This is a genomic window from Pseudonocardia sp. 2-7 (genome assembly GCF_056341085.1).
The window spans coordinates 5164821-5185498 of record NZ_CP094507.1 but is presented as its reverse complement, the minus strand read 5'-3'; the positions used below and the strand labels follow the sequence as shown (position 1 = coordinate 5185498).

The 20678-nt window shown below is 75.3% G+C and carries 20 protein-coding genes, 1 tRNA gene and 1 pseudogene; 12 read left to right on the top strand and 10 right to left on the bottom strand.

Annotated elements, in window-relative coordinates; translation table 11 throughout:
- On the bottom strand, positions 1-864 hold the full coding sequence (locus MTO91_RS25035; RefSeq protein WP_476652990.1) for an HhH-GPD family protein: 864 nt from the start codon (positions 862-864) through the stop codon (positions 1-3).
- Between the two features lie 425 nt (positions 865-1289).
- Here MTO91_RS25035 and MTO91_RS25030 point away from each other — a divergent pair, with 425 nt between their 5' ends.
- Complete coding sequence (locus tag MTO91_RS25030) at positions 1290-2126, top strand: hypothetical protein (RefSeq protein ID WP_476652989.1); 837 nt, start codon at positions 1290-1292, stop codon at positions 2124-2126.
- A 3-nt stretch (positions 2127-2129) separates the two neighbouring features.
- Here the strand turns inward: MTO91_RS25030 and radA are convergent, their stop codons facing one another.
- Together radA and MTO91_RS25020 are read right to left on the bottom strand one after the other, a co-directional pair.
- Positions 2130-3509, bottom strand: coding sequence for a DNA repair protein RadA (radA, locus tag MTO91_RS25025; protein ID WP_476654960.1), 1380 nt, complete (start codon positions 3507-3509; stop codon positions 2130-2132).
- Positions 3506-4243 (bottom strand): copper chaperone PCu(A)C, encoded by a 738-nt coding sequence (locus MTO91_RS25020; protein ID WP_405421222.1) that lies wholly within the window; start codon positions 4241-4243, stop codon positions 3506-3508. The genes radA and MTO91_RS25020 overlap by 4 nt, the downstream gene beginning before the upstream one ends.
- A 343-nt stretch (positions 4244-4586) precedes the next feature.
- Between MTO91_RS25020 and MTO91_RS25015 the strand changes: the two genes are divergently transcribed.
- From MTO91_RS25015 to ispF, 3 genes are read left to right on the top strand one after another with little or no spacing between them, the layout of a single operon-like run.
- Positions 4587-5078, top strand: a complete 492-nt coding sequence (locus tag MTO91_RS25015; RefSeq protein WP_020625956.1) for a CarD family transcriptional regulator — start codon at positions 4587-4589, stop codon at positions 5076-5078.
- 5 nt (positions 5079-5083) lie between these two features.
- A complete protein-coding gene (gene ispD / locus MTO91_RS25010; protein ID WP_251783618.1) occupies positions 5084-5800 on the top strand; it encodes a 2-C-methyl-D-erythritol 4-phosphate cytidylyltransferase in 717 nt (238 codons plus the stop codon).
- The gene (ispF, locus tag MTO91_RS25005; RefSeq protein WP_251783619.1) at positions 5797-6264 is read left to right on the top strand and encodes a 2-C-methyl-D-erythritol 2,4-cyclodiphosphate synthase; all 468 of its coding nucleotides are present in this window, start codon (positions 5797-5799) and stop codon (positions 6262-6264) included. The genes ispD and ispF overlap by 4 nt, the downstream gene beginning before the upstream one ends.
- Here the strand turns inward: ispF and MTO91_RS25000 are convergent.
- Positions 6261-6680 (bottom strand): VOC family protein, encoded by a 420-nt coding sequence (locus MTO91_RS25000; RefSeq protein ID WP_476652987.1) that lies wholly within the window; start codon positions 6678-6680, stop codon positions 6261-6263. The two genes, ispF and MTO91_RS25000, sit on opposite strands and share 4 nt — an antisense overlap.
- A gap of 67 nt (positions 6681-6747) precedes the next feature.
- On the opposite strand from MTO91_RS25000, the gene cysS reads away from it, so the two are divergent.
- Together cysS and rlmB are read left to right on the top strand one after the other, a co-directional pair.
- A complete protein-coding gene (cysS, locus tag MTO91_RS24995; RefSeq protein WP_208826657.1) occupies positions 6748-8139 on the top strand; it encodes a cysteine--tRNA ligase in 1392 nt (463 codons plus the stop codon).
- 14 nt (positions 8140-8153) lie between these two features.
- Positions 8154-9128 (top strand): 23S rRNA (guanosine(2251)-2'-O)-methyltransferase RlmB, encoded by a 975-nt coding sequence (gene rlmB / locus MTO91_RS24990; protein ID WP_062398410.1) that lies wholly within the window; start codon positions 8154-8156, stop codon positions 9126-9128.
- An 81-nt stretch (positions 9129-9209) separates the two neighbouring features.
- On the opposite strand, the gene MTO91_RS24985 is transcribed toward rlmB, so the two are convergent.
- Genes MTO91_RS24985 through MTO91_RS24975 form a run of 3 tightly spaced genes read right to left on the bottom strand, consistent with a single transcriptional unit; the run spans position 9210 to position 11915 of the window.
- Positions 9210-10055: a metal ABC transporter permease gene (locus MTO91_RS24985; protein ID WP_405421664.1), complete on the bottom strand. Its 846-nt coding sequence runs from the start codon at positions 10053-10055 to the stop codon at positions 9210-9212.
- 8 nt (positions 10056-10063) lie between these two features.
- Positions 10064-10900, bottom strand: a complete 837-nt coding sequence (locus MTO91_RS24980) for a metal ABC transporter ATP-binding protein (RefSeq protein WP_208826658.1) — start codon at positions 10898-10900, stop codon at positions 10064-10066.
- A gap of 1 nt (position 10901) precedes the next feature.
- Positions 10902-11915: a metal ABC transporter solute-binding protein, Zn/Mn family gene (locus MTO91_RS24975; protein WP_405421232.1), complete on the bottom strand. Its 1014-nt coding sequence runs from the start codon at positions 11913-11915 to the stop codon at positions 10902-10904.
- Positions 11916-12078: 163 nt separating this feature from the next.
- Here MTO91_RS24975 and MTO91_RS24970 point away from each other — a divergent pair, with 163 nt between their 5' ends.
- The 3 genes from MTO91_RS24970 (at position 12079) to MTO91_RS24960 (ending at position 15457) form a co-directional block, all read left to right on the top strand.
- Complete coding sequence (locus MTO91_RS24970) at positions 12079-13182, top strand: LacI family DNA-binding transcriptional regulator (RefSeq protein ID WP_208826660.1); 1104 nt, start codon at positions 12079-12081, stop codon at positions 13180-13182.
- A complete protein-coding gene (locus MTO91_RS24965; RefSeq protein WP_405421235.1) occupies positions 13176-14018 on the top strand; it encodes an MOSC domain-containing protein in 843 nt (280 codons plus the stop codon). Before MTO91_RS24970 ends, MTO91_RS24965 begins: the two co-directional genes overlap by 7 nt.
- Before the next feature lie 488 nt (positions 14019-14506).
- Entirely contained in the window at positions 14507-15457 is a 951-nt protein-coding gene (locus tag MTO91_RS24960) for a transglycosylase domain-containing protein (protein ID WP_476652985.1), read from the top strand.
- A 15-nt stretch (positions 15458-15472) separates the two neighbouring features.
- Here MTO91_RS24960 and otsB read toward each other — a convergent pair whose 3' ends face one another.
- Genes otsB through MTO91_RS24945 form a run of 3 tightly spaced genes read right to left on the bottom strand, consistent with a single transcriptional unit; the run spans position 15473 to position 19157 of the window.
- Positions 15473-16237 carry a trehalose-phosphatase gene (gene otsB / locus MTO91_RS24955; protein ID WP_405421239.1) on the bottom strand — a complete coding sequence of 255 codons (765 nt, stop codon included), beginning with the start codon at positions 16235-16237 and terminating at the stop codon, positions 15473-15475.
- Positions 16234-17652, bottom strand: coding sequence for an alpha,alpha-trehalose-phosphate synthase (UDP-forming) (locus MTO91_RS24950; RefSeq protein WP_100878896.1), 1419 nt, complete (start codon positions 17650-17652; stop codon positions 16234-16236). The genes otsB and MTO91_RS24950 overlap by 4 nt, the downstream gene beginning before the upstream one ends.
- A 32-nt stretch (positions 17653-17684) precedes the next feature.
- The gene (locus MTO91_RS24945) at positions 17685-19157 is read right to left on the bottom strand and encodes a threonine/serine exporter family protein (RefSeq protein WP_476652983.1); all 1473 of its coding nucleotides are present in this window, start codon (positions 19155-19157) and stop codon (positions 17685-17687) included.
- 154 nt (positions 19158-19311) lie between these two features.
- Between MTO91_RS24945 and MTO91_RS24940 the strand changes: the two genes are divergently transcribed.
- The 3 genes and pseudogenes from MTO91_RS24940 to MTO91_RS24930 form a co-directional block, all read left to right on the top strand.
- Positions 19312-19386, top strand: a tRNA-Thr gene (locus MTO91_RS24940).
- A gap of 355 nt (positions 19387-19741) precedes the next feature.
- A complete protein-coding gene (locus MTO91_RS24935) occupies positions 19742-19921 on the top strand; it encodes an Asp23/Gls24 family envelope stress response protein (protein WP_405421346.1) in 180 nt (59 codons plus the stop codon).
- A gap of 129 nt (positions 19922-20050) precedes the next feature.
- A pseudogene (locus MTO91_RS24930) lies at positions 20051-20623 on the top strand (STAS domain-containing protein); the annotation flags it as partial.
- Between the last annotated feature and the right edge of the window lie 55 nt (positions 20624-20678).

Below are 20678 nucleotides of genomic sequence, written 5' to 3'. Positions count from 1 at the left end.
TCAGACGGGGAGGGCGAAGCGGCCGTCGTCGGTCTGCTCGGCCAGGCCGTCGACCAGCAGCGAGTGCAGGCACCGGTCGCGCTGGCCCGCGTCGGACCAGACGGCGTCCAGCGCGGCCCGCTCGACCGGCCCGTGCGCGGTGCGCAGCACGTCCATGAGCCTGCCGCGCACCTGCCGGTCGGTGCCGGCGAAGCCCTGGACCGGCTTGCGCGGGCCGTCGTAGGCGGGCCTGCCGGCCGCCACCCAGGCGCAGCGGGCCGCGACCGGGCAGTCCGCGCAGCGCGGCGAGCGGGCGGTGCAGACGACCGCGCCCAGCTCCATCAGCCCGGCCGAGACGACGGCGGCCTCGGCGTCGTCGTCGGGCAGCAGTGCGTCCACGTCGGCCAGGTCGGCCCGGGTGCGGGCCGGTCCGGCGTCGCCCTGACCGTGCACCGCGCGGGCCACGACCCGGCGGACGTTGGTGTCGACGACGGCGGCGCGCAGCCCGAAGCCGAACGCCGCCACCGCCCGCGCCGTGTAGGAGCCGACACCGGGCAGGGCCTCGAGCGCCTCGACGTCGGAGGGGACGGCGTCGCCGTGCCGGGCGGCGATCGCCGCGGCCGCGTCGTGCAGCCGGATCGCGCGGCGCGGGTAGCCGAGCTTGCCCCAGGCCCGCAGCACGTCCGCGCGCGGCGCGGCGGCCAGCGACGACGGCGCCGGCCAACGCTCCATCCAGTCCCGCCAGACCGGTTCGACCCGGGCGACCGGGGTCTGCTGGAGCATGAACTCGCTGACCAGCACTCCCCACGGCGTGGTCTCGGGGCGCCGCCACGGCAGGTCGCGGGCGTGCGCCCGGAACCACGGGGAGATCAGATCGGCCACCACCGTCCCAGTGTCGCGCGCCCCCCGCCGGGCCCCGGCGACGGCCCCGCCGTGATCGCGGACCGGGCACCGGCGACGTCGCCCGGCGACCGTCCCGGGTGCCGGCGCGTGGATCACGGTCCCTACCGCGCCCGCCACCGGGGCGCGCGCCACGACAGGGGCGGTTCCCGTCCGCGGGTGCCGGGCGGGTCCCTGTCGTCGGACGGCGCCGGTCACCCCGGGTCGGTGCGCCACCCGCACGGGGGTCGGGCGATCCGGGGCGCGGACCCCGTCCGGGCCGGTCCGGGGGGCACGTGGGCGGCCGTTCCGCCGCTGCGCTCACCCGGTCGGGAGGCGAGGGTCGCCCCGCCGGGTGGACCTCGCCGGACATGTCCGGTCCCGGCGCGGCGGCGGCGACTTCGTGTAACCGGAGATCTACCGTCGGTGACATGCACCCGGTGGGTCCCCTGCCGGCGTCGGTCTACTGGCGCCGGCGCGCGTGCGCGGTCGGCGTCGCGCTGCTCGCGCTCTTCGCGCTGCTGTGGCTCACCACCTGGCTGCTGATCCCGCGGGGCTCCGACGAGCCCGCCGGGACGGCCGCACGGACGACCCCCCAGTCGTCGCAGACCACACCGGACACGGGGACGGCCGCACCCGCGCCGCCCCCGGGGTCCCCGTCCCCGGCATCCCCAGCCCCGGGGACGGGGGCACCCACGTCCGTGCCGCTCCCCGACCCCGCCGCGCCCGGACCCCCGCCGGCCGCCGCGGCGGGGACGTCCGCCGGGCCCGCGACCCCGAACGCGGGCCCGGCGGACGAGACGGTCCGCCCCGACGACACACCACGCCCGTCCGTGCAGGTGCCGCAGTCCGCACCCTCCCCGCCGACCGGTCCGGTGCCCTGCACCGACGCGATGATCGAGGTGCGTGCCGAGACCGGGCAGCCGACCTACCCCTCCGGCGCGCGGCCCGAGCTGCGGCTGGTCGTCACCAACGTCTCCGGCCAGCCCTGCGTGCGCGACCTCGACGGCGCCCAGCAGGAGATCGCCGTCTGGAGCGGCGACGGGGCGACCAAGCTCTGGTCGTCCAACGACTGCTCCAACCCGTCGTCGGACGACCTGCGCACCCTGGTGCCCGGCCAGCCGGTGGCCTTCGCCGTGACCTGGACCGGGCTCGCCTCCGAGCCCGGCTGTGCGGGCGAGCGCACCCGGGTGGGCCCGGGCGGCTACCGGGTGCTGGCCCGGCTCGACCGGGTCGTGAGCGAGCCCGCCCCGCTGCTCATGAGCTGAGGCTCAGCGGATGCGGGCCATGATCTCGCGCAGCGACGACGCCTCGGTGATCTGCATCCCGGTCCGCCCGACCTCGGCCCCGGTGGGGACGATCGCCCGGGTGAAGCCCAGCCGTGCGGCCTCCGCGAGGCGCCGGTCCACCCCGTGCACCCGGCGCAGCTCGCCGGCCAGCCCGAGCTCGCCCAGCACGACGAGGTCCGCGGGCAGCGCCGCGTCCCGCTTCGCCGAGACGACCGCCAGCGCGATCGCGAGGTCGGCCGCCGGCTCGGTGATCCGCATCCCGCCGACGGTGGCGGTGTAGACCTCGGCGTCGTGCAGCTTGAGCCCGCCCCGCCGTTCGACGACGGCGAGCAGCATCGGCACCCGCGACGAGTCCAGCCCGGTCACCGCCCGGCGCGGGCTCGGGATGTTCGCCCCCGCGACGAGCGCCTGCACCTCGGCCAGCAGCGGCCGTCGCCCGTCCATCACGACGGTCACCGCGGTCCCCGGCTGCACCGCGTCGGCGCCCTGGCCGAACCGGCCGAGGAACAGCCCCGAGGGGTCGGCGAGACCGACGATGCCGGAGTCGCGCAGCTCGAAGCAGCCGACCTCGTCGGCCGGACCGAACCGGTTCTTCACCCCGCGGACCATCCGCAGCGCCGAGTGCTTGTCGCCTTCGAAGTGCAGCACCACGTCGACCAGGTGCTCCAGCACCCGCGGACCCGCGATGCCGCCGTCCTTGGTGACGTGGCCGACGAGCAGCACGGCCAGGCCGCGTTCCTTCGCCAGCGCGGTCAGTCCCACGGTGACGGCACGGGTCTGGGTCACCCCGCCGGGGCTGCCGTCGACCGAGGCGGTGGACATGGTCTGGATGGAGTCCACCACCAGCAGCGACGGCCGCAGCGCGTCGACGTGGCCGAGCACCGACTCGAGGTCGGACTCGGCGGCGAGGTAGAGCTCGTCGTGGACGCCGCCGGTGCGCTCGGCGCGCAAGCGGACCTGGCCCGCGGACTCCTCACCGGAGACGTAGAGGACCCGGGACCGGGCGGCGGCCTGTGCGGCGACCTCCAGGAGCAGCGTGGACTTCCCGACGCCCGGCTCACCGGCCAGCAGCACCACCGCGCCCGGGACGAGCCCGCCACCGAGGACCCGGTCCAGCTCGTCGACCCCGGTCGGCCGGGCCCGGGCGGAGTCCAGCTCCACCTCGGCGATCCGCCGGGCCGGGGTGCTGGGCGCCCCCGCGACGACGGTCCGGCCGCCCCCGCCGGTGCGCACCGGCTCGACCTGCTCGAGCGACCCCCAGGCCTGGCAGCCCGGACAGCGCCCCACCCACTGCGCCGTGCGGTGGTCGCACTCCGTGCAGCGGTAGCCGCCCGAGCGGGCGGCGCGGGTCCGGGGGGTCAGTTGCCGGCGGCGCCGCCGGCGCCGCTGCCCTCGTTGCCGGGCGCGACGGGGGCGCCCTCACCGGCCGGGACCGGGTTCGGCCGGTCCACCGGCGGGGCCTCGGCCTGGCCACCGGTCTCGGAGTTGACGCCGGTCTCGGCGCCGTTGGCGCCCTCCTCGCCGTCGGCGAACGACGCGCGCTCCGGGGCGTGCCCGGGGGAACCCTCGACGGTCGGCACACCGGTCGGGACGGTGAGGGTCACCGAGCCGGCCTTCTCGAACACGAACGTCATCGGGAGCTGCGCGCCGGAGGGGACCGGACGGGTCAGACCCTCGGCGACGAGCTGCACGCGCTTGGCGTTGGTGGGGGCCAGCTGCAGGTTGCCCGGCGAGACCAGCGCGACGTCCTGCGGCATGGTCGCGTCGCCCTGGATCTGCACCGACGCGGCGGCGGGCGAGGTGACCGAGACCAGGCGGTCGGCGACCGAGCCGGTGTTGACCAGGGTGGCGACGAGCGGTGCGGCGCCGCCCTGGCGGTAGAGCGCGTCCGGGCCCGCGGGCGTGGTCGGGTAGGCGACCTGGACGTCACGCAGGTCGACCGAGCCGACCGTGGCGTTGGCGCCGTTGACGGCGGCGACCTGCTCTGCGGTCTGCGCGATCTGCCCGGCTCCACAGCCGCTGATCAGCAGGCCGGTCAGGGCGACGGCGCCGGCGACCCCGGCCAGGGTCCGGGCGGAACGGCGGGTGCGGCTCACGGTCGTCGTGTCCTTCCTTGCCGGTGCCCCGAAGTGCCCCCGGCGCACATGCTGGGTCTGTCGGGGGCAGCCTAGTCGCGCGCTCCGGCGCGTTGCGCGGTCGGGCACCCGGGTGTGACGACCGCGTCCCCGCCGGACGGCGGGGCGGCAGACCCGGTGGTCCGGGACGTGCCGCGGCGGCGACCGGCACGTGGCCGGGCCGGTCCGGATGGGCGCCACGCCCGCGGGGAACACGTTCCTCCGCCGTTGTCAACCCCCTGACCTGCGACGACGGTGAAAGCCGGTCACCGTCCCGCCCGGGCGACGTGTTAATCTGGACCCAGCGAAAGGGGCCAGAGGACACATGGTTTTCAAGGTCGGAGAGACCGTCGTCTACCCGCACCACGGTGCCGCGCTCATCGAGGCGATCGAGACCCGGACGATCAAGGGCGAGGAAGTGCAGTACCTCGTCCTGAAGGTCCAGCAGGGCGATCTGACGGTGCGCATCCCCGCCGACAACGTCGAGGTGGTCGGTGTTCGTGACGTCGTGGGCCAGGAGGGACTGGATCGGGTCTTCGAGGTGTTGCGCGCGCCGCACACCGAGGAGCCCACGAACTGGTCGCGCCGGTACAAGGCGAACTGGGAGAAGCTCACGTCCGGTGACGTGAACAAGGTCGCCGAGGTCGTCCGCGACCTCTGGCGGCGGGAGAAGGACCGGGGCCTGTCCGCCGGTGAGAAGCGGATGCTGGCCAAGGCGAGGCAGATACTGGTCAGTGAGCTCGCGCTGGCCGAGGGCACCGACGAGGAGCGGGCCGAGGTCCTGCTCGACGAGGTGCTCGCCACCGCGAACGCCTGACCGGCGTGCACGGACCGTCCTCCGGGGCGGGTGTCGTCGCGGTGCTTCCCGCGGCCGGTTCCGGGGTGCGTCTGGGTGCAGGTGTGCCCAAGGCGTTCGTCGGACTGGCCGGGGTTCCCATGCTGGTACGCGCGGTCGACGGCCTTCTCGCGTCCGACGTCGTCGGACACGTGGTGGTCGTCGTCCCCGCGGACCAGGTGGACGCCGCCGCCGCCATGCTGACCGGACGCCCGGCGACCGTCGTCGCCGGCGGTGCCGACCGCACCGCCTCCGTCGCGGCGGGTCTCGCTGCGACCGGGACGGACGCCGAGGTCGTGCTGGTGCACGACGCCGCGCGCCCGCTCACACCACCCGACGTCGTCCGCCGAGTGGTCGGCGCCGTGCGCGCGGGCGCGCCCGCGGTCATCCCGGTGCTCCCCGTGGCCGACACGGTCAAGCGGGTCGACGGCGCCGGGACCGTCGTGTCCACCGTGGACCGCTCCGAGCTGCGTGCGGTGCAGACACCGCAGGGGTTCCGCGCGGCCGACCTGCGTCGCGCCCACGCGGGCACACCCGACCCCCGCACCGACGACGCCGGGCTGGTCGAGGCGCTCGGCGACCCGGTCACCACCGTCGCCGGGGACCCGCTCGCGTTCAAGGTCACCACCGCGTGGGACCTGCGCATCGCCGAACTGCTGCTCGCCGGGGCGGGCCGCGTCACCGAGCACGAGGAACACGCATGAGGGTCGGGATCGGTACCGACGTGCACCCGGTCGAGCCGGGCCGCGACTGCTGGGTCGCGGGTCTGCTGTGGCCCGGGGCCGACGGCTGCGCCGGGCACTCCGACGGCGACGTCGCCGCACACGCCCTGTGCGACGCCCTGCTGTCCGCGGCGGGGCTGGGCGACCTGGGCGCGGTGTTCGGCACCGGCCGTCCGGAGTGGACGGGTGCGAGCGGGGCGACCCTGCTCGCCGAGGTCCGCCGCCTGCTCACTCGCGACGGCTGGACCGTCGGCAACGCCGCCGTCCAGGTGGTCGGGAACGACCCCAAGATCGGGAAGCGCCGGGCCGAGGCCGAACGGGTGCTGTCGGAGGTGGTCGGCGGCCCGGTGTCGGTGTCCGGCACGACGACCGACGGGCTGGGGCTGACCGGGCGCGGCGAGGGCCGCGCCGCCGTCGCGACGGCGCTGCTGCTGCCCGCGGGCTAGAGACGCCCGGTCCGCTCCTGGATCTGCTCCGGGGTGAGGTCGTCGGCGTGGGCCGCCACCATCCAGGCGTGGCCGAACGGGTCGGCGAGCCGGCCGCCGCGCTGCCCGTAGTCGTGGTCGGTCACCGGGAACAGCACCCGGCCGCCGTGGTCCACCATCGCCGCGGCGACCGCGTCCGGGTCGTCGGCCTCCAGGGCCAGGATCACCGCGCCGGGCCCCGACGGCGCGGGGTCGACGTCGTCGCCGTCCTTGACGGCCCACTCCGCGCCGCCGGCCCGCAGCAGGGCGTGCACCACGGCGCCGGAGCCGTCGGTGTAGCGCTCCACGAGCTGCGCGCCGAACGCGGCGCGGTAGAAGTCGATCGCGGCGTCGGCGTCGTGCACGACCAGCCGCGGGTACATCCGCTGAACACCCATGGCCGACACCTTGCCCCGTCCGCACCGCCCGTGTAGTGGACGAATCGGAGGCCCGTACCCTGGTGACGTGAGCCTCAGACTTCTCGACTCAGCGACCAGGGAGCAGCGCGCGTTCACGCCGCTGCGGACCGGAGCCGTGTCGATGTACGTCTGTGGGGCGACGGTGCAGGGCCTCCCACACATCGGTCACGTGCGCTCGGGCCTGAACTACGACGTGCTGCGCCGCTGGCTGGCCCGGTCCGGGTACGACGTCACGCTGGTGCGCAACGTCACCGACATCGACGACAAGATCCTCCGCAAGGCCCAGGCCGCGGGCCGCCCGTGGTGGGAGTGGGCGGCCACGCACGAGCGGGCCTTCACCGCCGCCTACGACGCGCTGGGCTGCCTGCCGCCGTCGGTGGAGCCCCGGGCGACCGGGCACATCACGCAGATGGTCGAGCTGATCGAGCGCCTGATCGAGCGCGGCCACGCCTACGCCGCCGGCGGCGACGTCTACTTCGCGGTGCGCACGATGCCCGACTACGGGTCGCTGTCCGGCCAGCGCGTCGACGACGTGCACCAGGGCGAGGGCGACAGCGGGCACAAGCGCGACGCGCTGGACTTCACGCTGTGGAAGGCCGCCAAGCCCGGCGAGCCGAGCTGGCCCACCCCCTGGGGGAACGGGCGGCCCGGCTGGCACCTGGAGTGCTCGGCGATGGCGACCGCCTACCTCGGCCCGGAGTTCGACATCCACGGCGGCGGCCTGGACCTGGTGTTCCCGCACCACGAGAACGAGCGCGCCCAGAGCCACGCGGCCGGGGACGGGTTCGCCCGGTTCTGGCTGCACAACGCCTGGGTGACCATGGGCGGGGAGAAGATGTCGAAGTCGCTGGGGAACACCCTGGCGATCGAGAACCTGCTCGAACGGGTCCGCCCGGCCGAGCTGCGCTACTACCTGGTCGGCCCGCACTACCGGTCGGCGATCGAGTACTCCGACGCCGCGCTGGACGAGGCCGTCGCCGCGTACCGGCGGATCGAGTCGTTCGTGCACCGCGTGCGCGAGCGGCACGGCCTGCCCGAGGTCGCCGCCGAGCTGCCCGGCGCGTTCACCGCCGCACTCGACGACGACCTGGGCACCCCGCTCGCGCTCGGCACCGTGCACACCCTGGTGCGCGAGGGCAACACCGCCCTCGACGCCGGGGACGTCACCGGCGCGCTGCGGGCCGCGTCCGCGGTCCGCGCGACGACCGAGGTGCTCGGCCTGGACCCGCTGGCAGCCGGCGGTGTGGCCGAGGAGTCGGGCGACGCCGCCCGTCAGGCACTGGGCACCCTGGTGGAGACGATGCTCGAGCGCCGCCGGGCCGCGCGCGCCGAGCGCGACTTCGCCACCGCGGACCGGCTCCGCGACGAGCTGCTCGCCGCCGGGATCGCCGTCGAGGACGGCGCCGACGGCTCCACCTGGACTCTCAAAGACAACTAGGACTCGTAGAACTCATGGCAGGCAATTCCAAGCGCCGCGGTGCGATCCGTAAGGAAGGCACCAAGAAGGGCATGGTCGTCGGATCCGGCGGCCAGCCCCGGCGCGCACTGAAGGGCAAGGGCCCGACCCCGCCCGGCGAGATGCGACCCGGCCACCCGAAGGCGAGGGCGGCCGCGCGCCGCGCAGCCCAGGACCAGCAGCAGCGCCGACGCCCGGTCGCGGGCCGTCGCGGTGACGGGGAGACCCCGGAGACCGTGCTCGGCCGCAACCCGGTCGTCGAGTGCCTGCGGGCCGGCGTCCCGGCGACGGCGCTGCAGGTGGCCACCGGCATGTCCGCCGACGACCGCGTCACCGAGGCCGTCGCGCTGGCTGCGGAGCGGGGCATCTCCATCCTGGAGGTGCCGCGCAACGACCTCGACCGGATCAGCGGGGGAGCGCTGCACCAGGGCCTCGCCCTGCAGGTGCCGCCGTACGCCTACGCCCACCCCGACGAGGTGCTCGAGGCCGCGTCGCACTCCGGGCGCCCGGCACTGGCCGTCGCCCTGGACGGGGTGACCGACCCGCGCAACCTGGGTGCGGTCGTCCGGTCGGTGGGTGCGTTCGGCGGCCACGGCGTCGTCGTGCCGCAGCGGCGCGCCGCGGGCATGACCGCGGTGGCCTGGCGGACCTCGGCGGGCACCGCGGCCCGGGTCCCGGTCGCGCGCGCGACGAACCTGACCCGCACGCTGCAGGAGTACGCCTCCGCCGGGCTGATGGTCGCCGGTCTGGCCGCCGACGGCGACGTCTCCCTCGACGACTTCGACCTGGCCTCCGGGCCGCTGGTGATCGTCACCGGGTCGGAGGGCAAGGGCCTGTCCCGGCTGGTCCGCGAGACCTGCGACGTGACCGTCTCGATCCCCCTGGCCGGCCGCGTGGAGTCCTTGAACGCCTCGGTCGCCACCGGCGTCGTTCTGGCCGAGGTGGCCCGCCGTCGTCGCGTCGGCCGCTGAGCGAACCCCCCTCCCTGCACGAACGGGCCCCTCGTACGAACCATTCGTACGAGGGGCCCGTTCGTGCGAGGCCGGGGGAGATCAGGCGCGGACCGGGCCCCGGCCGCGCAGCCGGCCCACCAGCCGGCAGAGCAGGTAGGCGACGAACCCGATGGTCGCCACGTAGGCCGAGATCGGCAGCCCCGGCGCCAGCGACAGGATCGTCCCGCCGACCAGCGCGACCTCCGCGATGACGATCGCGAGGACGGTCGCCAGCAACGGGTTCGCGGTGACCCGGTTCGCCGCGGCGCCGGGCACGATCAGCACCGACAGCACCAGGATCGCCCCGACGATCGGCACGGCCAGTGCCGTCACCAGGCCGATCAGCACGCCGAACACCAGGGTCAGCGCGCGGACGGGCACGCCGCGCGCCAGCGCGACGTCGGGGTCGGTGCTGGCGAACAGCAGCGGCCGGTAGAGCAGCGCCAGGGTCGCGAGAACGACGACGGCGACGGCCCCCAGCACCCACAGGTTCTGCTGGTCGACCGACACGATGGAGCCGGTCAGCAGGCCGAACCGGTTGGAGGAGCGGCCGTCGTAGAGGGCCAGGAACAGCACGCCCAGGCCGAGCCCGAACGCCATCACCACGCCGATCGCGGAGTCCCGCTCGCGTTGGCGCAGGCCCAGCACACCGAAGATCACCGCGGCGACGACGGCGCCCACCACCGCCCCCACCCCGACGGCGACGCCGAGCAGCAGCCCGGCCGCGGCCCCGGTGAAGGCCAGCTCGGCGGTGCCGTGCACGGCGAAGGCCATCCCGCGGCTGACGATCAGCGGGGCGAGCAGCCCGGCGACCAGCCCGAGCACCGCGCAGGCGATGAGCGCGTTGCGGACGAACGGGTAGCCCAGCAGCGTGCCGGTGCCGGACAGGTCGAGGATCCGGGCCAGGAACTCGGTCACGCGCCACCCCCGACCGCGACGCCGTGCTCGGCGTGCTCGTCCCGGGTGACCGGGGAGTCCTCGGCCCCGACGACGACCAGCCGGTCGCGGACCCGCAGCACGTCGACGTCGGTGCGGTAGAGCCGCGACAGCGTCTCCGAGGTCATGACCTCGTCGGTGGTGCCGATCGAGAACCGGCCGTCGACGAGGTAGAGGACCCGGTCCACCAGCGGCAGCACCGGGTTGATCTCGTGGGTCACGAACAGCACCGCGGTGCCCGCGGCGCGGCGGCGCTCGTCGATCAGCCGGGTCACGATCCGCTGGTGGGACAGGTCCAGGCTGAGCAGGGGCTCGTCGCACAGCAGCACCGCCGGGTCCCCGACGAGTGCCTGCGCGACCCGCAGCCGCTGCTGCTCACCCCCGGACAGCCGCCCGACGGGGGCGTCGGCGTGCCCGGTGCCGCCGACCTGGGCCAGCGCGCGGTCGACGCGCTCGCGCCGCTCGCGTCGCCGGCCCAGGCCGGGACCGAAGCGGTGCCCGTCGAGCCCGAGGCCGACGAGGTCGCGCCCGCGCAGCGGCAGGTCCGGGTCGAGCGGCTGCTGCTGCGGGACGTAGCCGATCTCGGGGCTGCCGCGCCGCGGGGTGTGTCCGCCGACGGTCACGGTGCCGTCGGAGAGCGGGAGCAGCCCCAGCAGGACGCGCATCAGCGTCGTCTTGCCGGAGCCGTTCGGGCCGAGGACGGCGACGAACTCGCCGGGTGCGACGTCCAGGTCGAGGCCGGACCACAGGGTCCGGTCCCCGAACCGGAGGCCCGCCCCGCGCAGCGACAGCGCGGACTGTTGCGAGGAACCCATGTCAGCGGTTCAGCGCCGCGGAGAGCTCGTCCAGGTTGGCGTTCATCCACTGCACCCAGTCGGTGGTGCCCGCGGGCAGCGTCTCCGACATCTGGACCACCGGGACGCCTGCCTTCTGGGCGGCGTCGCGGACCTGGTCGGTGGTCGGCGAGGTCGTCTGGCTGTTGAGGACCAGCGCGTCGACCGGCGGCTGCGCGGTGAACAGCCCCAGCATCTGCGCGACGACGGCGGCCGGCGGGTCGGTGCCCTCCTCGACGGCCGAGGAGAACTCCTGCGGGGTCGCGTTCGCGATCCCGGCGGCCTGCAGCAGGTAGGCGGGCACCGGCTCGGTGACGGCGACCCGGGCCCCCGGGTGCGCGCGGCCGATCTCGGTGGCCTTCGACGTCAGCTGGGCGACGCCGCCCTCGAGGGTCTGGGCGTTGGTGCGGAAGTACTCCGCGGCGCTCGGGTCGATGCGGCCGAGCTGGTCGGCGAGCTGCTCGGCGACGCGGCCGACCGCGGCCGGGTTGTACCAGACGTGCTCGTTGAACGAGCCGTGCTCGTGCTCGTGGTCCGCCTCGCCCGCGGGCTCGGGGGTGGCCCCGGCGGCGTGGTCGTGGCCGTGGTCGTCGGCGGCGGCCTCCTGGGCCCCCTCGATGCCGGAGACCTCGACGGCGTCGACCAGCGGGGCCTTGTTGCCGGACGCGGCGACGAGGTCGGTCATGAACGCGTCGTAGCCGCCGCCGTTCATGACCAGCAGCTGGGCCTCGCCGACGGTCGCCGCGTTCTGCGGGGTCGGCTCGTAGCCGTGCGGGTCGACGTCGGGGGAGCTGATGACCGACTCGACCCTGGCGTAGTTGCCGCCCACGGCGCGGGCGACCGCGCCCCAGGCGTCGGTGGAGGCGACGATCTTCACCTGCGGGGTGTCGGCGCTGGTGGGGGCGTCGACCTGGCCGGAGCCGCAGGCGGTCAGACCCAGGGCGAGTGCGGCCAGCCCGGCCACGAGCGCGGCCGGGCGGAGCGGGGATCGGGACACGGACGGAACTCCCATCAACATATCGGCATAGATTTATTGGAAATCGTTCTCAGATTCACTCTACCGCTGTACGGGGAGCCCGGAACGCGCGCGGCGTGTGATCCCGTCGTGGCCGGTCGGGGCGGACTTTCACGTGCGTGACCGCGCCGCTACCGTTCGGGGAATGACCGGCCCCCAGCACCCGCGGCGCCCGGCGACGCTCGCGTCGCTGGCCGCCGAGCTCGGGGTCTCCCGGACGACCGTGTCGAACGCCTACAACCGCCCCGACCAGCTGTCCGCGCCGCTGCGCGAGCGCGTCCTGGAGGCGGCCCGGCGGCTCGGCTACCCGGGCCCGGACCCGGTCGCCCGCTCGCTGCGCACCCGGCGTGCCGGAGCGGTGGGCTTGCTGCTGACCGAGGCGCTCAGCTACGCCTTCCGCGACCCGGGCGCCACCGGCTTCCTGGAGGGGCTCGCGCTGGCCTGCGAGAAGGCGGGCACCGGTCTGCTGCTGATCCCGGTCAGCCCCGAGCACTCCGACGTCGACTCCGTCTACCAGGCCGGGGTCGACGGCTTCGTCGTCTACTCGGTCAGCGAGGACGACCCGCACTTCCGGGCCGTCCTGCAGCGCCCGGTGCCGACGGTCGTCTGCGACCAGCCCACCGGGATCACCGGGGTGGACCGCGTCGGCGTCGACGACCGCGCCGGGACCCTCGCGCTCGGGCGGCACCTCGTCGAGCTCGGCCACCGCCGCGTCGGTGTGCTCTGCATGCGCCTGTCCTCGCACCGGCACGACGGCAGGGCCGACGTCGCCCGGCAGGAGGGCAGCTCCTACGCCGTGCAGCGCGAGCGCCTCGCCGGGCTGCGCGCGGCGCTCGCCGAGGCCGGTGTCGACTGGGCCGACGTCCCGGTCATCGAGCGGTTTGAGCACTCCCTCGACGCCGGCGCGGACGGCGCCGCCACCCTGCTGGACTCCCACCCCGGGATCACCGCGCTGGTGTGCACCTCCGACATCCTCGCCCTCGGCGCGCTGCGCGAGGCCCGCGACCGCGGCCTGCGGGTGCCCGAGGACCTCTCGGTCGCCGGGTTCGACGGCGTGCCCGAGGCCGAGCGCGTCGGCCTGACCACGGTCCGCCAGCCGTTCCGGGAGAAGGGCCTCGAGGCCGGACGGCTGCTGCTCGAACGCGGCGACCGCCACGTCCCCGAGCACGTCACGCTCCCGACCGAGCTGATCGTCGGTACGACCACCCGCGGGCTGCGCCAGTCCGGGGAGTTCTTCTCCGGATGGTGAGCCTGACGGGGCTGCGGCGCTACCCGGTCAAGTCCTGCCGGGGCGCGGACGTCGCCCGCGCCGTCGTCGAACGGGCCGGTCTCGCCGGGGACCGGCGCTGGATGCTGGTCCGCGACGACGGCGCCGTGGTCACCGCGCGCACCCACCCGCGGCTCGTGCTCGTCGCGCCCACCCCCGCCGCCGACGGGCTCCGCCTGACCGGACCGGGGCTGCCGCCGCTCACCGTCCCCGTGCCCGACGGCGAGCCGGTGCCGGCCCGCGTGCACCGCTGGGACACCGCGGGCGTCCCGGCCGGCCCGGCGGCCGACGCGTGGTTCTCCGAGCTGCTCGGCGACCCGGTGCGGCTGATCCACCTCGACGACCCGGCCCGGCGCCGTCCCGACCCCGGCTTCTCCCACGACGACGACCGCGTCTCCTACGCCGACGGCTATCCGCTGCTGCTCGCCTCCACCGCCTCGCTGCACGCGCTGGACGCGCTGGTCGCCGACGGCCCGAACGCGGCCGAGGCCCCGCTGCCGATGACCCGGTTCCGGCCGAACGCCGTCGTCGACGGCGCACCGGCCTGGGCCGAGGACGGCTGGCGGCGCATCCGGATCGGCGCCGCGGAGTTCCGGGTGGCCAAGGGCTGCGCCCGCTGCGTGCTCACCACCGTCGACCCGGACACGGCCGTCAAGGGCCGCGAGCCGATGGCGACCCTGGCCCGGCACCGGCGGTTCGACGGCAAGGTGTGGTTCGGGGTCAACCTGATCCCGGACGACCCGGGAGCCGAGATCGCCGTCGGCGACGAGGTCGAGGTGCTCGACGCCGTCGACCCGGCCTGCGGCCCTCCGCGCTGACCGGACCGGCCACGGTTCCTCCCGCCCCGTCGGTATCGTCGGGTTCGGGTCGCCCGTCCGGGTGGCCGGACCGGGGTGAGGGGGAGGTTGCGCTGAACGACGAGCGCGACCCACGTCGCCGTCCGCCACCACCGCCCCCGGGCCCCGCCGGGCGGCGCCCCCCGATGCCGCCTCCCGCGTCGCGTCCCGGGGCCGGGCCGCCACGTGTCGTGCCGCCCCCGCCTCCCGGACGTCCGCCGGCGAGCGGGCGGCCGGCCCGCGCCGTGCCACCCCCGCCGGCCCCGCGGCCCTCCGCGCCGCCCGACCGCCCCGACGGCCTGCGTCGGGCCCCGCGCCCCGCACCGTCCGACTCCCCGGACGCCCGGCGCCCGATCCCGCGCCCCGTGGCGTCCGACCGCCCAGACGTGCTCCACCCGGCCCAGCGGCCACTGCCCACGCGTCGCGGCGCCCGCCGGACCGGCCCGCCCCCGCGCCGAGGTGCGGGCGCGGTGCCCCGCTCGGAGTCCGGGCCCGCCCCGCGCCGCCCGATCGGGCCGCAGGTCGCGGCGCTGCGGGACCGGCTGCGCCGGCTGCGGCCGCAGCGGCCCCCGGGGACCCCGCCGCCGTCGACCCGGGCCCGGCTGCGCAGGCTGCTGCGCTGGGCCCTGGTCGCCCAGGCCGTCCCGCTGGTCCTGGTGCTGCTGTTCACCCTGGTCAACCCGCCGTACACGATGTTCCGGCTGTGGAACTTCGGGCCGACCGTCGCGCAGTGGACCGACGCCGAGCACGTGTCGCGCAACTTCCTGATCGTGGTGATGGGGCAGGAGGACCAGCAGTTCCCGGAGCGCACCCTCGCCGTCGACTACGGGATGCAGTGGGCGCGCGTGCAGGCGTACATGGACGGCACCGACGACCCGTCCGGGTCGACCATCACCCAGCAGACGTCGAAGAACCTGTTCCTGTGGGCCGGGCGCTACCCGCCGCTGGAACCGGTGCGCAAGGCGCTGGAGATCCCGCCGGCGGAGACGATGGAGCTCGTCATGCCCAAGCGCCGGATCCTGGAGATCTACGTCAACGTCGCGCAGTTCGCGCCGCGCGTCTACGGCGTCTGCGCCGCCTCCTGGTACTACTTCGGCAAGTCCAGCCGCTCGCTCAGCGTGGACGAGTCCGCCCAGCTCATCGGACTGCTGCCGTCCCCGCTGCACGTCGAACGCGCCCCCGGCGGCGGCATGCGCTTCCTCGGCGACGCCAACGGCAACGGCGTCGCCGACCCCGGCGAACGCGGCTGGATCAGCGCGAAGGGCTACTGGCACGCCCGCGAGCGCGCCCCGCGCTGGTACACCCAGATGGGCGGGCTCGCCGCCACCGAGGGCCTCGGGATCCCCGGCAACGCCTCCGACCTGCCCGCCGCCGACGACCCGTGCCGCGAGCCCCCGGCCGCGCTGGCCGACCTCGACTGAGCTGCCGCGACCCGGTCAGGACCCGCAGCGCAGCGCGGCCAGCCGCTCCAGGACCCCGGCCATCTCCTGCGGGTCGGCGACCCGGAAGCGGGCAGCGGTGGCGCCGTCGCCGACCTTGATGCCGACGTCGCCGTCGCCCAGCACCCGGAACGCGGTCTCGTCGGTGACGTCGTCCCCGGCGAACAGCACCGCGTCCGCGTGCAGGGCCGACCGCAGCGCCTCCACCGCGGAGCCCTTGGTGGTCTCGACGACGGCCAGGTCCAGCACGTCCTTGCCCGCGACGGCGTCGACGCCGTCACCGGCCCACTCGGCGTGGACCCGCTCCAGCAGTGCCGCCCCGGCGGCCGGGTCCATGCCGCGCACGTGCACCGCTCCGCCCGCGGGCTTGGTCTCCAGCCGCGCCCCGGGGGTCCCGTCGACCAGGGTGCGCAGGCCGTCGAGCAGCGCGGTCCGCCGGCGCTCCTGCTCGGGCGTCAGCAGGCCGCCGCGCCCGAGCAGGGCGGCGAGCCCGTCGTCGTACTCGGCGCCGTGGCTGCCCACCAGCCCGACCGGCGGGACGAACCCGGAGACGGTTGCGAGGTCGTCGCGGCCCCGGCCGGACAGCATCACGACGGTCGTCGCGTCGTGCGCCGCGAGGCGCCGGACGGCGTCGGCCGAGGCGGGCAGCGGCCGTGACGCCGACGGGTCGTCGACCAGCGGGGCCAGCACGCCGTCGAAGTCGAGGGCGACGAGCAGCCGCCCCACGCCGGCGAGCTGATCCAGGACGGCGTCGGGGCTCACTGCTCGACCCGGATGCCGAGCGCCTCCAGGAACCCGGTGGCCCAGCGGTCGACGTCGTGGTCGAGGACCTGGCGGCGCAGCGTGCGCATCCGCTTGCGCCCCTCCTCGGCGTTCATGGTCAGCGCCGCGTAGAGCGCCTCCTTGACGCCGTCGGTGTCGTGCGGGTTGACCAGCAGGGCGCTGGTCAGCTCGATCGCGGCACCGGCGAACTCGGACAGCACGAGACAGCCGCCGTCGTCGGGGCGGCAGGCGACGTACTCCTTGGCGACGAGGTTCATGCCGTCGCGCAGCGGGGTCACGAGCATGACGTCGGCGGCGAGGAAGAACGCGGCGAGCTCCTCGCGCGGCAGCGACCGGTGCAGGTAGTGCACCGCCGGGTGCCCGACGCGGGCGAACTCGCCGTTGATCCGGCCGACGGCCTGCTCGATGTCGGCGCGCATCTGCTGGTAGTGCTCGACCCGCTCCCGCGACGGCGTCGCCAGCTGGATCATCACCGCGTCGTCGACGGACACCCGCTCCTCCTCGAGGAGCTCGTGGAACGCGCGGAGCCGGACGTCGATGCCCTTGGTGTAGTCGAGCCGGTCGACACCCAGCACGATCTTCTCCGGGCTGCCGAGCTCCGTCCGGATCTCGGCGGCACGCTTCTCGACCTCGGGGGTCCGGGCCAGCTCGTCGAGCCGGTGCGAGTCGATCGAGATCGGGAACGCGCCGAGCCGGATCCGCCGTCCGCCGTGGTGGAGCACCTCCGGGTCGCGGTCGGTGGAGGCCCCGGCGAGCTCCTGGGCGAGCCAGTGGAAGTTGCGGACGCCGCCGTCGGTGTGGAAACCGACGAGGTCCGCGCCGAGCAGGCCCTCCATGATCCGGGTCCGCCACGGGAGCTGGCGGAACAGCTCGACCGGCGGGAACGGGATGTGCAGGAAGAAGCCGATCCGCAGGTCCGGGCGCAGCTCGCGCAGCTTCCCCGGGACGAGCTGGAGCTGGTAGTCCTGCACCCAGACCGTCGCGCCCTGGGCGGCGACCTTCGCGACCTCCTCGGCGAAGCGCTGGTTCACCGCGGTGTAGGCGCGCCACCAGTGCCGGTGGAACTGCGGTGGCGCGACGACGTCGTGGTAGAGCGGCCAGAGCGTGCCGTTGGAGAAGCCCTCGTAGTAGTCGGTGACCTCCTGCGCGGTCAGCATCACCGGGAAGAGCGACAGGCCGTCCTCGGCGAAGGGCTCGACCTCGGCGTCGGGGACGCCGGGCCAGCCGACCCAGGCACCCTCCCGGGCCCGCAGGGTCGGCTCCAACGCCGTGACCAGGCCACCCGGGCTGCGACGCCAGGTGGTGCTGCCGTCCGGATGCCGCTCCAGGTCCACGGGGAGCCTGTTGGCCACCACCACCAGATCCGCTGCGGTCACCGGTTCCCCTGTGGACACATGCCCTCCTCGACGCTCGCCCCGTGGCGACCCTACTTCGGATCGGCCCCGCCGGCCGTGGTGTCGGGCACCGGGGAGCCGACGGCCGCGGCGCCGGTGGGGGAGCTCTCGGCCCCGCCGGGCCGGTCCTCGGGACGGCGGCGCGGGCTGGCCACGAACTGCCCCAGGGCGACGCCCGCGGCCAGCGCCAGACCGACGGCCAGCGCGATCGTGATCGTCACCAATCCCTCGGACGGCCCCTCGATCGCCAGCTGGTAGAAGCCGCGGTAGGCGGCCAGACCGGGCAGCAGCGGGGTGACCCCGGCGAGGGTGACGACCATCGGCGGGGTCTGTGTGCCGCGCCGCAGCAGGCCCGCCGCGAGCCCGACGACCAGGGCCGCGGCACCGGTCGCGGGTACCTGGCCGAGCCCGGCGTTCTGCGTGAGCAGGCCGTAGACCAGCCAGCTCGACGCGCCGACCGCGCCGGCGATCGGCAACGACCGCAACGGTGCGTACCCGGCGAGCGCGTAGAACGCCGCCGCCAGCGCACCGGCGACCAGCGAGAGCCCGAACTGGCCCGGTCCCGACGGCAGGTCCCCGGACACCTCGATCTGGGTCCCCATTGCGAGCCCCAGCTGCAGGCCGAGCACGACGCCGGTCAGCAACCCCGCCGACAGCAGTGAGATCTCGACCATGCGGGCGGCCGCGGTCAGGTAGTAGCCGGTCAGGGCGTCCTGCACGGTGGAGACCACGCTCAGCCCGGACAGCAGCACCGTGATGCCCGCGGCGACGATGTAGGACGCCCGGGTGCCCGGCGGGAACACCTCCAGCTGCACCAGGGCGACCGTCGAGGCGGTGACGAGGAAGCCACCGACCACCTGCTGGAAGAACGCTGCGACCCCGCGCCGGGCCAGTACCCGGCCGATCCGGTCGATGATCGCGGTGGTGACGAACGCCGTCGTCGCGGTCAGCGGGCCGCCACCGAGCAGCAGGGCGATCGACGCGGCCAGCGCGGCCCAGCCGAACGTCGCCACCCAGCGGGGGTAGGGGTGCGGGTGCCGCACGACCTCCGACACCTTCGACGACGCCGCACGCACGTCGAGCCGGCCCGCCTCGACGTCGCGGATGATCTCCTCGGTCTCGGCGAGGCGGGACAGGTCGAGCGTGCGGTAGCGGACCAGCCGCATCGTTGTCACCGGCTGCGCGGCGTTGCCCCGGTGGCAGCACATGGTGATCGAGGTGAACGTGATGTCCACGTCGACGGCGGGCAGACCCGCCAGGTTGGCCAGCCGCAGCATCGTCGCCGTGACCTCGTCGACCGACTCGCCGGAGGACAGCTCGATCTCACCGATCCGCATGCAGAGGTCCAGGACCTCCTGCACACGGGCGTCGTCGGGGACCTGCGGGCCGAGCATGAGCATCGGCACCGTCGACGGACCCGGGGTGAGCAGCCGTTTCGCGTCACGCCGCAGCGCGCCGCGCAGTCGCCGTGCGAACCGGTCGGCCGGCGGCGTCTCCTCGGCCACGATCCCTCCATTCCGTCGTGCGGGTCTGGCGTCGCCCACCAGGCTAGGGGCGGGCCGCCGACCCGCGTCGGGGCGTCGGCCTACCTCACACCGTCCGACGGCCGGGCGGGGTGAGCGGTTGCGACGGAGGGGCGGGTTAGGCTGGGGCCTGCCCGCCGGTGTAGCTCAGTGGTAGAGCAACCGCCTTGTAAGCGGTAGGTCGTCGGTTCGATCCCGACCTCCGGCTCCACGTCCGATCAGCGGTCCGCTCCGGAACGTCTCCGGCGGGACCGCTCGCACGGCTCCCCGTGGTCGAGGCCGTGCCGGCCGGCCGACAGCGTGACGCAGGGCTACGGACGATTCGCGAGACGCCGGATGGCAGGACGACCCTCCACTCTCGCCGGCACCGGTCTCCCCCGGTCACGAGGACCGACCGCTCGGCGATGGCTCACATCACATCACAGCACCGCCGCGTGAGGATCCTGTCCCGATCGTGTCCCACGGCTGTGGAACGGAACGAGACCTTCCGGCAACGGCGGCCCCGTCCGCCGCAGAGACCCCGGCACACCAGGCGGCCGGGCCCGCAGCACGAAGGGAGACCGGACATGACCACCCCGAACACCCCCACGGCGACGACCCCGAGCCCGGCCGCGTCGGGCGCGCTGTCCTCCGGCCGGGGCAGTACCCGGATCGCCGAGGCAGTCGTCGCCGAGATCGCAGGTCCGGCCGCCCGCGAGGTCCGCGGCGTGTACACCCTCGGCGGCGGAGCGGCCCGCATCGCGTGAGGTCCACACCGGGCCGGCACTCGCTCCGGCCGCGCCCCGGGCGCTGAGCTGCGCGCTGCCGGAGGGAATCGGCACCCGGGCCCTGCGGCGAGGTCGACGGCCACCTTCCCCGGCCGTCGGACGGGCGGCATGCGCGCCCGACGGGATCGCCGCCCTGGTCCGTGCATCCGTTGCCTCCGCCGGACGGGCGGCCGAGATCGTCGTCGTGATCGAGGGCTGCAGGTGCTCGCCGCGGCGCCGCACCGACCGGCCACCGCTCGTCCGCGTCGAGCTCGTGGTGGATCTGCGGGCGATGCGCCCGGCCGCGGTCGGCCCACCCGGCGGACCGGGCACCACCCGATCACCGACGACGAGGTCGAGGAGGACCGGATGAGCGGGCATCATGCCGCCGACGTGCTCGTGGACAGGCCGGGCCCGGGCATCGTGGTGCTGCGGATCGTCGGCGAGGTCGACGCCGCACGCGTACCGGAGCTGCGGCGCACGGTCATCGCGCTCGTACCGGACCCGGCTCTGACCCGGTTGTGCGTGGACCTGACCGCGGTGGGCTACCTGGACTCCCATGGTGTGGACCTGCTGGTGCGCACCCACCGGCTCGCTCGTGCCCACGGGATCGACATGCGCGTGGTCGTGTCCGGGAACCGTGCACTCGAACGTCTCGTCGTGGTCAGCGGCGTCGAGCGCGTGCTGCATCTCGCCGACGACGTCACGCAGGCGATCGCACCCGGCACGGAGCCGGACGCGCCCGACCGGGCGCCCA

Bases quoted from the DNA above. Each gene is read 5' to 3' on its own strand.
- MTO91_RS25030 (WP_476652989.1), top strand. From the start codon at position 1,290: ATGCACCCGGTGGGTCCCCTGCCGGCGTCGGTCTACTGGCGCCGGCGC.
- MTO91_RS25015 (WP_020625956.1), top strand. From the start codon at position 4,587: ATGGTTTTCAAGGTCGGAGAGACCGTCGTCTACCCGCACCACGGTGCC.
- ispF (WP_251783619.1), top strand. From the start codon at position 5,797: ATGAGGGTCGGGATCGGTACCGACGTGCACCCGGTCGAGCCGGGCCGC.
- MTO91_RS25000 (WP_476652987.1), bottom strand. From the start codon at position 6,680: ATGGGTGTTCAGCGGATGTACCCGCGGCTGGTCGTGCACGACGCCGAC.
- rlmB (WP_062398410.1), top strand. From the start codon at position 8,154: ATGGCAGGCAATTCCAAGCGCCGCGGTGCGATCCGTAAGGAAGGCACC.
- MTO91_RS24980 (WP_208826658.1), bottom strand. From the start codon at position 10,900: ATGGGTTCCTCGCAACAGTCCGCGCTGTCGCTGCGCGGGGCGGGCCTC.
- MTO91_RS24970 (WP_208826660.1), top strand. From the start codon at position 12,079: ATGACCGGCCCCCAGCACCCGCGGCGCCCGGCGACGCTCGCGTCGCTG.
- MTO91_RS24965 (WP_405421235.1), top strand. From the start codon at position 13,176: ATGGTGAGCCTGACGGGGCTGCGGCGCTACCCGGTCAAGTCCTGCCGG.
- MTO91_RS24935 (WP_405421346.1), top strand. From the start codon at position 19,742: ATGACCACCCCGAACACCCCCACGGCGACGACCCCGAGCCCGGCCGCG.